The following is a 13,325-nucleotide window of genomic DNA, read 5'->3' on the forward strand; positions in this document are numbered from 1 at the left end:
CTTATTATATCTTGAACGTTTTCCTTTTATTTTGGTAAAGGAGTACTTATAAAAGTGCAGATTGAAAATGGATGTTTTTTTCAATTCCATTTACTTCCCATAGCGCCATCCGTTACCTTTTGATGGTCTTTTCGTACGGGGTTTGGAATTGGGAAAGGCTTATAAAAGGGAAAGCGCAGCCGACCGGTTATGCAGCCGTCCAATTTTAAATCCCGTAATTTTTCCATCAAAAAGTAATGGTGGACGGGAAGTTGGAAGGCTATCATTGAAATGCAGCACGAAAATTATTTCCCAAAATTTTCAAAGGATTACGAACGCAAGCGGACTTAAGTCAAAAAATATTTTAAAGCAGATTTACATTAATCTTAACCGAAATGTCCTTATATCAGAAATGTAATATATAAGCAACTTTTATTTTTTGGCTTGTGTCCAAGATTTGTTTTGGACGAACCGCTTTTCCCGGAATGGAGTTTTTACGTAATGTAGGGAAATGGGGTGAGGACATTGCCGTATTCATACTACTTAGAAAAAACCTTTTCATCATTGGATTTTCTTTTACTTGGAGAAGGATTCAATTTTTCCCTGAGCATTGCAATGTCGGAGGAAATCTTGGTATCAATCACCCTAGCATAGATTTGTGTAGTGGTAAGTTTGGTATGCCCCAATAATTTCGATACCGTTTCTATGGGTACACCATTGGAAAGCATTACCGTGGTGGCAAAAGTATGCCGGGCAACGTGAAAAGTAACGTTTTTATGAATCCCGCATAATGTTATGATCTCTTTCAAATATTTATTGGTCTTCTGGTTGGAACTGATAGGTAAAAGACCATCTTCAAAATCTTCTTTATGGAAAACTTGGTATTTTTCTATAATATCCATTGCTTTAGGGAGCAAGGGTATTTTCACTCGTTCATCCGTTTTTTCCCTTTTGGTATATATCCAATAATTATTATCGATCCCTTTTACGATATTATCTTCTGTAAGTTCCCTCACATCCACATATGACAAGCCTGTATAGCAGGAAAATACAAAGCAATCCTTGACTCTTTGCAAGCGTTCACTTTTAAAATCTGTTTCTTCTAAGAGTTCGAGTTCCCGTTCACTTAAATAAGCCCTGTCATATTTTTGATACTTCAATTGAAATTGATTGAATGGGTTTTTCTGTATCCATTCTAACTTCACAGCTAAGTTTATCAATTTTTTGAAGCGTTCCAAATGCTTCATTACACCATTATTGGTTAACATTAGCTTTTGTTTCGAATCTTTATAATTCCGCAGAAAATGCTCAAAATCGGTCACAAACTCGTAGTTGAGCTGTTTTAGGTAAATATCTTTTACCCTTTTTTTCTTTAGCAGGAATTTATACAGGTATTTTTCAGTAGTGTAATAGTTTTTCATCGTTCCCATTTTAAGAACGTGAATCATATTGCTGTTATGGTAATCGAGTAGTTTACTTAAGCTTTTGCTGTTATCGTCCTCTCCTAAATAGCGGGACTTAATAGCATCCGAAGATAATATTTTATCTTCTGCCAAAAACTCCCTATGGCATTCCAGTAACTTCTGATAGACTTCATCCAAGTAGGTATTTAGCGTTCTAGCATTTTGGGAGTTTCCCCTAGCGCGGCTTTTGTTGTTATCCCAATCTTTGTCGAGAATGGTTCTTTTTAAACTGATTTCCGCACGTTTTCTGTTTACCGTAATACGAACGTAGATAGAAAGGTGTTTGGGATTGCTCCGTGATTTTCTTGTGAAGAAAATCACCGTGAAAGTGCTTTTCGTTTTCATTTCGAATAACTTTAAATTAAACAATAGTTGTTAAATCGAAAGTCAAATCATACCCGAAAGTTCTCGAAAGATAGTACAATTAGAATTAATCACTGCACACCTAATTGCACACCTTTTATATGGTTTTAAATGAAATCAAACAAATGCATAAAAAATAAAAAACACTGAAAATCATACGATTAACAGTGTTTTGTTTAGACCTATTACTAGGTTCGTCGGGGTGGCAGAACTAGTCTGTCAACCTACAATATTTTGATTATCAAACAATTAACTTGTTTCTGTAAAACGAGGTAACCGAATAGGTAACCTTCGCTTCAATTTTTTTCGTAAACCCGAAGATAATCGAAATTTCCAATATAAATAACATCAAACGAACTCAAATTAGAATGTAGGAATAATTTTTTACAGCAGATTGAAACTACCAAAGCAGCAAGAAGCTTTTAGATTAAATTTTGTTAGGCTGAAACATTTTTTGTCTATTCCGTTAGCATCATAAGAAAATTGCAACTTAGCCTTCTTTTTTGAAAGTTCTGCTTTTGCAATCCAGTTGCAAAAAAAAATATTTATATTCGCGATGTGAAAACAGTAACTCTGATATTATCGTTCTTTCTTTTGGGAATGAATGTCGTTCCTCTCGCGTGCGTGGAGAAGATCGATGGGGTTTCTGTTTATGAAACCCATACAGCTGCAAATAACGAAGCGGATGATTCCGGAAGCCTAGAACTTTGCCCTCCTTTTTGTTCGTGCCAGTGTTGTAATTTACATACCATCGACTTTGAAGTGACGGTTTTTGAACCACTCGTCTTAGACCCCAAATCCGTAGCTTTTGCCCATATCAAAGGCATTATTAAGGACGTATCCTTCTCTTTACTTCAACCACCACAGGCCTAATTCAACTTTTTTTAGGATAGCTACATCCTAATGTCATTGATTCCTCAATGGCACTCTCATCTATTTACGTTGAATTAAACTTTTTTACATGATTAACAAGATCATAGCATTCTCTATAAATAACAAATTTATAGTCGGCTTAATGACATTAGCCCTAATTGGAGCCGGAATCTGGTCGATGATGACCGTCAACCTGGGCTCGGTTCCTGATATTACGAATAACCAGGTCCAGGTAATTACCCAATCTCCAAGCTTAGGTACTGAAGATATTGAACAATTTGTCACCTATCCCGTAGAATTGGCTATGGGAAACCTGCCCGGCGTAACAGAATTAAGATCTACTTCCCGCTTCGGCCTCTCGGTGGTAACCATTGTTTTTGAAGATGATATGGGCACCTACTTGCCCCGGCAGTTGGTTCAGGAAAAATTGACCGAGCTGCAGGAAACCATTCCCGAAAACTTTGGCAGCCCAACTATGGGGCCTATTTCCACCGGGCTGGGACAAATTTATGAATATACCATCCAGCCGCAACCAGGTTATGAAGAGGAATATACTCCTATGGAGCTTCGCAGCATTCAGGACTGGATTGTAAAAAGGCAATTAACCCTGCTGGAAGGGGTTGTGGAAGTCAATTCATTTGGTGGATACATCAAGCAATATGAAGTAGCCATCAGCCCTGAGAAATTAAATGCGCTGGATGTAAGCATCTCCCAGGTGTATGAGGCTCTGGCCCGGAACAACGTAAATACCGGGGGAGCCTACATCGAAAAGAACAGAATGTCGAACTTCATTCGTGGAGAAGGCCTTATCCAGTCTCTGGATGACATTAGGAAAATAGTTGTTACCAATGAAAATAACACTCCTGTTACCATTGGGGATATAGCCGAAGAAGTAAGTTTCGGAAGTCAGGTGCGCTACGGTGCTTTTACCCAGGATGGAGAGGAAGCAGTGGGTGGTATTATTATGATGCTGAAAGGTTCAAATCCTAATGCAGTGATACAAAATGTAAAAGACAGGATGGCGGAGGTAGAAGAATCCTTACCGGAAGGACTTGAAATCAGGCCCATCATTGACCGGAGTATGCTTATTGGCAGAACAACCGATACCGTGACTAAAAACCTGCTGGAAGGAGCCTTGATTGTAATTTTTGCTTTAGTATTTCTTCTGGGAAGTTTGCGTGGCGGGCTAATTACGGCCACTACCATTCCCCTATCCTTGCTTTTTGCCTTCATTCTGATGAAGCAGTTTGGGGTGTGGGCTAACCTGATGAGCCTGGGTGCCATTGACTTCGGGATAATCATTGATGGTGCGGTTATTATCATAGAAGGTGCAGTTTATGAAATCCATAAAAGGGTTAAAGCCGGCAAAGTCAAATTTAATCAGGCTGTTATGGATGAGGTAGCTTACGATTCCGGAAGCACTATGATGGGATCGGCATTTTTCGGTCAGGTAATCATTCTTATTGTGTTTGCACCCATCCTGTTCCTAACAGGAGTGGAAGGAAAGATGTTCAAGCCAATGGCCTACACTTTTGGTTTTGCAATGATAGGTGCCATTATCTTATGTCTTACCTACGTTCCGATGATGACTGCTTTATTTATGAAGCCGATTGAAAACAAGAAAAACTGGTACGGCAAGTTAGAACGCTGGCTGGAAAGAGTAAGTGATAAAATTATTGGTGGTATTCATCGCGCCTATCTTCCGCTTTTAAAAGCTTCCCTTCGCCTCAGAGCAGCGGTGATCATTGGATCTGTTGTTTTATTAGGGGCTGCAGGTTATGTGTTTTCCACTATGGGGGGAGAATTTATTCCGCAGTTAGATGAAGGTGACATTGCCATGCAAGCTCTGATTAGGCCCGGTAGTTCGCTGACTGAATCTATAGAAGTTTCGAAAAAAATAGAGATTTTGTTGTTGGAGAACTTCCCTGAAATAAAAACTGTAACAGCCCGTATTGGGGTGGCCGATATTCCTACAGATCCCATGCCGATGGATATAGCAGACATGTACCTAATTCTCGAAAAAGACAGGGACAAATGGGTATCTGCTGAAACCAAAGAAGGACTTATTGAACAAATCCAGGAACTGCTAAATAAAAATCTCACAGGGGTCAACTTTGTTTTCACCCAGCCGGTAGAACTAAGATTTAATGAGCTTCTGGAAGGGGTAAGAGAAGATATTGCCGTAAAACTCTATGGGGAGGATTTAGATGTACTTTCTACAAAGGTCCAGGAAATGGCAGAGATCATTCAAACTGTTCCCGGAGCCGGAGATGTAAATGCTGAAAGAACGTCGGGACTCCCACAAATGACGGTGCGTTATAACCGCGATAAACTCGCTCAATATGGGCTTGATATTCAAAAAATCAATGAATATATAAGTACCGCATTTGCAGGCGGAGTAGCCGGGGTTGTCTTCGAAGGAGAAAGGCGTTTCGACCTGGTGGTTCGCTTTGACGAAGAACACCGACAAAGCATTGAAGATTTGAGAACCTTGTACATCGACCTTGCTGATGGTACGCAGATTCCTATCAGTGAAATAGCCGATATAGGTTATGTGCCCGGACCGATGCAGATATCCCGTGACGACACCTATCGAAGAACCTATGTAGGGGTGAATACCCGGGGGCGTGATGTGGAGTCGGTAGTGAATGATATCCAGGCAAGACTGGATGCTGAGCTGGATTTGCCACCGGGATACTATATCACTTATGGTGGGGAGTTTGAGAACCTTCAAAGTGCCAAAGACCGCTTGATTATCGTGGTTCCAATCGCACTATTCCTAATCTTTGTACTGCTTTATTTTGCCCTGGGATCTTTTTCGCAATCTATCATGATCTATATGGCCATTCCATTAGCTGCCATTGGGGGTATTTTCGCGCTCTGGCTCCGGGACATGCCCTTTAGCATCTCTGCAGGTGTAGGCTTTATCGTGCTCTTTGGAGTGGCAGTACTTAACGGGCTGGTACTGGTCAACCGCTTCAACTCTCTTAAAGAAGAAGGCGTGACCAGTATCAAAGACCGGATTTTTATGGGTACGAAAGAACGAATCAGACCGATCATGCTTACAGCGGTAACAGATATTTTAGGATTTATGCCTATGGCATTTTCTTCTTCGGCCGGGGCAGAGGTGCAGCGCCCTTTAGCAACCGTGGTTATTGGAGGTATGCTTACAGCTACCCTTCTCACCCTTGTGGTGTTGCCAGTCCTTTATACTTTAATAGAAAATATGAAAAACAGAAGAAATAGTAATAATAATAATGGCTTGGCACCAGCTCCGGCAATATTGGTGGCATTGCTGTCTGTCGGGAGTCTTTTAGGTTTAAGTACATCTGCACAGGCACAAGACAGGAACCTGCAGGAAACTTTGCCAATGCGGGCGGAGACAATTGAGCTACAGGACACATTATCAAGCCTCTCGTTAGAAGAGGCTCGGGAACGGGCGATAGAAGCTTTCCCGAGGATAAGAGCCGCTGTATTGGAGATAGAAAGCCAGGAGGCCCTAAAGAAAACAGCCTGGGACCTGGGAAATACGCAAATATATACCGGGGCGGAAGAAATAAGTAATGGTTCTAATAATCCAGATATAGGGGTGTATACTCAAATTGGGGTTCAGCAACAAAATATTGATATATTCGGTATTGCACCGCGCCTACGCTTGCAGAAGGAAAGAGTGGCATTGGCAGAAGACGCCCTTCATCTTTCCATCCTTGAAGTAGAACTGGAGGTAAGCCAGGCATGGGCATCGGTATACGCCGCAAAAAATGCCTATGAAACATTGCGGAGCCTGAATTCCTCATTTACCGATATTGAAAGGGCTGCACAAATAAGGCTGGAAACAGAAACGATCTCCAGACTGGAATATCTGGCCACCGTAAATCAGGGCAATGAGGTTGAGATTCAGAAAGAACAGGCATATCGGGATTATTTAAGTGCCCTCCAGCGATTTAACCTTTGGTTTGCGAGTGACGTTCTCTACACGGTACCTGAAGTGCCTGCGGAAGAATTTGATGAGCCCATTGCCGAATTATTACAACCTCTTGGCAATCATCCCCTCCTCGATGTTTATGAGCAACGGGTAGAAGTGGCTGATGCAACTTTAAAGGAAAGGCGATCGCAGTTTCTTCCAAAATTCCAGGCGCAGTACGGTAGGCAGAAAATTGACGGCCAAACGGGCTTTTATCAATATCAGGTGGGCATCAGCATTCCATTGTTCTTTGGACCCGAACTGGGGAGAACACAATCTGCCAGGATAGACCGGGAAATAGCTGAGGCAAATCTACAGCAGACGCAGTTGGAACTAAAATCAGCTTACGCTGGTGCGCGCGAAGAATACCTGAAGTGGCTTAACTCCTGGAGATATTATCAGGAGGAGGCGCTTCCTTTGGCCATCGAACAGCGGGAAGGAGCAATCATTGCGTATAGGGAAGGAGCAATTGATTATGTGACCTTTCTCCAAAATATAAGGGATGCTGTACGGATAGAGATTGATGCCTGGGAGGCATTGGCAAGTTATCTCGACAGCCGCTCCCAACTTGAATATTATATGAATACTTCAGAATAAATTGGTACTAATAGCTAAAGAATAAAAAAATGAAACCAGCATGATGCTGGACGCAAAAATTGGCAACACACAGGGGAATGATTGTAAACCTGAACCAATTTGTCCAGCTTGATGTAAAATTTTAAACAGATGAAAAAATACATTATAAAATTGTTTACCCTATTTATTGCAACAACCCTTTTTATTGCCTGTAATGGCGGGGGAAGCGAAGAAGGGGAAAATGCCGCTCAGGAAGAGTTGGCTACAGAAGAAGCCGGTGAAGAAGAAGAAGAAGGAGGAATGGGAGAAGTACATCTTTCAAACCTCAAGTTCAACAGCCTGGGCATAAAATTAGACACCCTGCCCACCCGGCCACTTTCAGAAGTAGTTTCGGCTACAGGACAACTGGAAGTGCCACCACAATATGAAGCTACGGTAACTGCTGTTATAGGAGCCAATGTAACTTCTATTGAGGTGATTGAGGGGGATGAAGTCAGAAAAGGACAAACTCTGGCTTATCTCTCTCACCCCAACCTCACCAGATTACAAACCGATTATATGACAGCTTACAGCCGAATGCAGAACCTGGAGCAAGAATTCAATCGTCAACAAAGGCTGTACGAACAGGAAGTTGGTTCGGGTAAATTATTTCAACAGGCACAGGCCGATTATCGCGTTGTGCAGGCAGAAGTGAAAGGGCTCGAGTCACAGCTCAGAAGTTTAAACCTAAATGTTGCGAACATTCGGGAAGGAAACATAGTTGAAAACATACCTGTCGTAAGTCCTATAGAAGGGACGATTGCAGATATAAATGTGCAGGTAGGTCAATATGTGGATCCCCAAACAGAGCTATTGGAAGTGATCAACGCCGAACATGTACATGCCGATTTAATGGTTTTTGCCAAAGATGTTTATAAGGTCAAGGAGGGACAAAAGGTCCTGCTGCAAATGGAATCAGTGCCCGGCAAGTCATATACTGCTGAGATTTTTTCTGTCGGTAAGAAATTTGAACAGAATCCAAGAGCTGTTCATGTCCACGCAGAGATACAGGAAGATTCAGAAAGCCTGGTGCCGGGCATGTACATCAACGGCAGGATAGTGACAGGTGCTGGTACAGAGGTAACGGCTTTACCAGAGGAGGCGGTAATTGAGGAAGAAGGAAAATCCTACATCTTCATTGCTGAACAGCAGGAGGAAAACGACGAAACCGAATGGTCTTTTAAGCCTGTGGAAGTGATGACAGGAGAAAAAAATGAAGGCTGGGTGGAAATAAAGTTATTGGAGCCTCTACCTGATGGTGCGCGAGTGGCCTGGAACAACGCCTATTATCTGATCGCAGAAATGAAAAAAGGGGAAACAGGAGATGACGATTAAATCTGATTATTTGAAAAGTTGCCTAAAAACAGTTGGCTATAGTCATTCGTGCTTTGCCAACTGTTTCTTGGCCCTTTGTCAACTTTATTAATTGATTGAAACCTAAAACGATTAAAACCATGAAAGAAATAAAAGCATTTGTGAAACCAAACAGAGTGCAAAAAGTAATTGAAGCTCTGAGTGAATCAGGATTTAAAAGCATGACCATTTCGCAGGGCGAAGGAACCGGTGCATTCAAGGCAAAAGGAGCCAGCCCCTCCCTTGATTTTCATATTACCGATAGCCCCGTAGTGAAATTGGAACTGGTGTGCCAGAACGAGGAAGCGCAAAGAGCCATAGATATCATAGTCGAAAATGGTAAAACGCCAGAACCTGGAGATGGGATCATCTATGTTTCTGAAATTGAAGATGCATTTAAGATAAAGACGGGAGAATCTATTAAAAAACGGTTATAAAGATTAAACGCAAACACCTACTTTGTAAATATAACTACCATTATGCCCACTGTTGCAGGTCTGTTTTAAAAAAAATAAAATGACAAAAGAAAGAAATTCTAAGGGAAAAGAACTGGAAGATATGACCATCACCTCTCCCAGAACGGCAGAGGAGCCGGGGCCGAAGTCAAGGCCTGAAAGACCAGAAAACGAGGAGGAAAGATCTTCCTATGTTCTGACGATTTTAAGTCTTGTGCTTTTATTGGCTGGTATTGCTTTAGACTTTTTTGATGCAGAATGGTTTAGTGGGTATCTACGGCTTGCTGTTTTTGGCATTGCTTACCTTCTGGTGGGTGGCAAGGTTATTAAACACGCGGCCACAAACATTGTAAAAGGTGAAGTCTTTAACGAGTTCTTCCTGATGAGCATTGCTACAATAGGGGCTTTTTATATCGGGGAATATGCAGAAGGAGTAGCCGTAATGTTGTTTTACGTGATTGGAGAGCATTTTCAGGAAGCTGCGGTGGCACGTTCCCGGAAATCGATTAAGGCTTTAATCGACAACCGACCTGAAGAAGTCGGGCTGATACGAAATGGGCAGGTGGTTATCGTTGATCCAAAAGAGGTGGAAATTGGCGAAATAATTCAGGTTAAATCAGGGGAAAAAGTGGCCCTTGATGGAATAATACTTAATGAAGGTTCCTCATTCAACACGGCCGCTCTTACAGGAGAATCAAAACCTGACACTAAGGGAAAAGGTGAAACAGTCTTGGCGGGAATGATAAACCTGGAAAAGCTTATTGAGATAGAAGTGACCTCACGCTATGAGGATAGTGCCCTTTCAAAGATCCTTAAGTTGGTAGAAGAAGCAAGTGGAAGAAAAGCAAAAACTCAGAAATTCATCACCAAATTTGCCAAGATCTATACCCCCATTGTAGTTTTCTTCGCAATTGGTTTGGCCCTGCTGCCGTATTTCATTGTGGAGACCTATATATTTGAAGATTGGCTCTATCGTGCATTGGTGTTCCTGGTTATCTCCTGTCCCTGTGCCCTTGTAATTTCCATTCCCCTGGGATATTTTGGAGGTATTGGCGCAGCTTCGAGAAATGGACTTCTCTTCAAAGGTTCAAACTTTCTGGATTTAATTACGGAAGTAGACACCGTGGTGATGGACAAAACAGGAACATTAACAGAAGGTGTGTTCAAGGTACAGGAAGTAAAAGTTGAAGGTATACCACAAGATCAATTTTTAGCTTTAACAGCGGCTCTGGAAAGTAAATCTACTCATCCTATTGCTTCGGCAGTTGTGGAGCATGCGGGAGAAGCTTATAAACAGCTTGAGGTACAGGAAGTAGCAGAAATAGCAGGCCACGGTCTAAAAGGAACAGTAGACGGAAAGGAACTCCTGGTGGGTAATGCTAAGTTACTGCAGAAGTTCAATGTTTCTTTTGATCCCAAAATTGAAGAGATTGTTGAAACAATTGTCGTGGTAGCAATAGACCAGCAGTATGCAGGATATATTACCATTGCCGATGCGATAAAAGAAGATGCCGCTGTGGCCATCGCACAACTTAGAGAATTTGGTGTTACTTCCATTGTGATGCTCTCCGGGGATAAAGACTCCATTGTTCAGAAAGTAGCCGGACAGTTAAAGATTGATCAGGCGTATGGAGGTTTGTTGCCCCAGGACAAAGTGAGCAAGGTGGAGGAACTTAAGAAGCAGGGTAGAAAAGTTGCTTTTGTGGGTGATGGAATTAACGATGCTCCCGTGATTACTTTGGCTGATGTGGGAATGGCTATGGGAGCTCTGGGTTCTGATGCAGCGATCGAAACGGCCGATGTGGTAATACAAAATGACCAACCCTCCCAAATTGCAACTGCCATTAAAATTGGAAAGAAAACCCGGCAGATCGTATGGCAGAATATTATTCTGGCTTTCGGCGTCAAAGCCCTTGTACTTATTTTGGGTGCCTTTGGTTTAGCATCTTTATGGGAAGCAGTTTTTGCTGATGTGGGAGTGGCATTTTTGGCAATTTTAAATGCGGTAAGGTTGCAGAAAATTAAATTTTAACTGCTAAAAGCATAAATCAATGGCAGATCAACAAAGAGAAGAGTACCTGAAAAAAGCCAGGAAGCTCCAAATATACAACGTCATATATGATACTATTGAGGTAGCTGTGTCACTAACCGCTGGTTTTATCTCCGGAAGCGCAGCTTTAATTGGTTGGGGGCTGGATAGCATCATAGAAATTATTTCGGCAAGCACCCTGGGGTGGCGGCTACATGGGGAAATCCAGGATATTAGTGATAAGCGGGTGAAAAAAAGAGAAAAAATTACCCTGTATGTAATTGCCACTTCTTTTCTAATTGTTAGCATTTTTATCACCTACGATTCTGTAACTAAGTTTTTTAATAAAGAAACTCCAGACTGGAGCACCATGGGCCTTACTATACTACTCGTATCCTTAGTGGTGAATCCTATTTTGATTTGGTACAAACGCAAGTATGGAAAGAAATTGGACAGTAAAGAGTTGCTTGCCGATTCAAAAGATACTTTCGTATGCCTCTATCAAACAGTGGCTGTATTAGGCGGTTTATTAGCTGTACAATATTTAGATTGGTGGTGGGCAGATCCCGTGGCCGCCCTTCTTATTGTTCCCTATGCCCTAAAAGAAGGGTGGGAGGCTTTTAAAAATGGAAGAGAAATTTCAGTATAGAAAGCAGAGTTGTATCCGGAAGAAAAGGAGGAGTTGGTTAGGCATTAAAGAAAAATTATTATGCACTGGATGTTTGAAGACTTTAAGACAGACCTAGATTCCCTGAACCGAACTGTTAGGAAGAAGGCCCTTGAAATAGCCAATGAGCTTATGATACAGGGGAAGTGCACAGAAAAAGAAGCTATAACCGAAGCCATTAAACAGGCGGAAGAATGGTTTTATGATCTGGAAGGATGAGATCTGACCTATGCCAAAAAAATTGTCCAGTAAATTTCATCAGAAAGTATTGGGAAAAGTGAAAATATAACGCGAATGTTTCATAAAGACTAGGTTAATATATGATTAGTTGTGAATATCTTAATTAAAAATTAAATTTTAAAAAATGGAAAAATTTGATGTTACAATAATAGGTTCAGGACCCGGAGGTTACGTGAGTGCAATACGTTGTGCCCAGCTGGGTTTTAAGGTGGCCATTATAGAAAAATATAATACACTTGGGGGAACCTGTCTGAATGTAGGCTGCATTCCTTCCAAGGCCTGGTTGGAAGCTTCGGAACATTATTACAAGCTACAAAATCAGTTTCAGGAATTTGGTATTAATTTTAAGGAAGCGTCTGTAGACATAGTTGGAATGAGGAATAGGGTACAGACCGTAGTTCAGGAAATCATTAACGGGGTATCTTACTTGATGAAAAAGAACAAGATAACCGTTTATACAGGTGTAGGAACAATTAAGGACAAATCTACCGTTGAGATTAAGGGTGAAGAAAACACCCACACCATCACTACCGATAAAATCATTATTGCCACCGGATCAAAACCGGCATCGCTACCCGGTATAACCATCGATAAGAAGAGGGTTATCTCCTCCACGGAAGCACTTGCCCTAAAAGAAATACCTAAACATTTAATGGTTATTGGTGGAGGGGTAATTGGAGTGGAATTAGGTTCTGTTTTCGCTCGTTTGGGTTCTAAGGTTTCCATTGTGGAATACTTAGATACCCTCATTGCCAGTATGGATAGTTCTTTAGGAAAGCAATTATATAAATCATTAAGAAAACAGGGGATGGATTTTTATCTGGGAACAAAGGTAACTAAAGCTAATGTTTTAGATAATGAGGTTCAATTGATAGCCGAAAATGTCGCCAATCAGAAAGAAATGACTTTACAAGGAGATTATTGCCTGATGGCTATCGGTAGGAAACCTTATTCTGATAATTTGGGACTTGAAGAGTTGGGCATTAAAACAGACAAACAGGGTAGAATAAATGTAGATGAAAATCTGGAAACAAATGTTAAAGGCATTTATGCAATTGGAGATGTAGTACGAGGTGCGATGCTGGCTCACAAAGCAAGTGAGGAAGGAGTTTTTGTTGCTGAAACAATAGCCGGTCAAAGACCCCATATCAATTATGCTCTCATACCTAATATAATTTATACTCAACCGGAAGTGGCCGGAGTGGGACTTACCGAAGAAGTGTTAAAAGAAGCAGGAAGAAGTATTAAAACAGGCTCCTTTCCTTTTAAGGCCAATGCAAGGGCGAAAATAAGTATGGATACGGATGGCTTTATAAAAGTTATT

At 41.4% G+C, this 13,325-nt stretch carries 9 protein-coding genes; 8 read left to right on the forward strand and 1 reads right to left on the reverse strand.

What is annotated here, in order from left to right; translation table 11 throughout:
- Positions 1-518: 518 nt before the first annotated feature.
- Positions 519-1,787 (reverse strand): site-specific integrase, encoded by a 1,269-nt coding sequence (locus RM529_RS13490; protein ID WP_311485305.1) that lies wholly within the window; start codon positions 1,785-1,787, stop codon positions 519-521.
- 576 nt (positions 1,788-2,363) lie between these two features.
- Here RM529_RS13490 and RM529_RS18155 point away from each other — a divergent pair.
- The 8 genes from RM529_RS18155 to lpdA form a co-directional block, all read left to right on the forward strand.
- On the forward strand, positions 2,364-2,678 hold the full coding sequence (locus tag RM529_RS18155; protein ID WP_432264537.1) for a DUF6660 family protein: 315 nt from the start codon (positions 2,364-2,366) through the stop codon (positions 2,676-2,678).
- An 88-nt stretch (positions 2,679-2,766) separates the two neighbouring features.
- Complete coding sequence (locus RM529_RS13495) at positions 2,767-7,239, forward strand: CusA/CzcA family heavy metal efflux RND transporter (RefSeq protein WP_311485306.1); 4,473 nt, start codon at positions 2,767-2,769, stop codon at positions 7,237-7,239.
- Positions 7,240-7,368: 129 nt separating this feature from the next.
- Complete coding sequence (locus tag RM529_RS13500) at positions 7,369-8,592, forward strand: efflux RND transporter periplasmic adaptor subunit (RefSeq protein ID WP_311485307.1); 1,224 nt, start codon at positions 7,369-7,371, stop codon at positions 8,590-8,592.
- Positions 8,593-8,711: 119 nt separating this feature from the next.
- Positions 8,712-9,047 (forward strand): P-II family nitrogen regulator, encoded by a 336-nt coding sequence (locus RM529_RS13505; RefSeq protein ID WP_311485308.1) that lies wholly within the window; start codon positions 8,712-8,714, stop codon positions 9,045-9,047.
- Between the two features lie 79 nt (positions 9,048-9,126).
- Positions 9,127-11,097, forward strand: a complete 1,971-nt coding sequence (locus RM529_RS13510) for a heavy metal translocating P-type ATPase (protein ID WP_311485309.1) — start codon at positions 9,127-9,129, stop codon at positions 11,095-11,097.
- Positions 11,098-11,116: 19 nt separating this feature from the next.
- Positions 11,117-11,743, forward strand: coding sequence for a cation diffusion facilitator family transporter (locus RM529_RS13515; RefSeq protein WP_311485310.1), 627 nt, complete (start codon positions 11,117-11,119; stop codon positions 11,741-11,743).
- Between the two features lie 60 nt (positions 11,744-11,803).
- Entirely contained in the window at positions 11,804-11,980 is a 177-nt protein-coding gene (locus tag RM529_RS13520; protein WP_311485311.1) for a hypothetical protein, read from the forward strand.
- Between the two features lie 145 nt (positions 11,981-12,125).
- Positions 12,126-13,325: dihydrolipoyl dehydrogenase (gene lpdA / locus RM529_RS13525; protein ID WP_311485312.1), on the forward strand; the 1,200-nt coding region annotated here is incomplete at its 3' end.

This window comes from Autumnicola edwardsiae (assembly GCF_031846505.1).
GTDB classification, from domain to species: domain Bacteria; phylum Bacteroidota; class Bacteroidia; order Flavobacteriales; family Flavobacteriaceae; genus Autumnicola; species Autumnicola edwardsiae.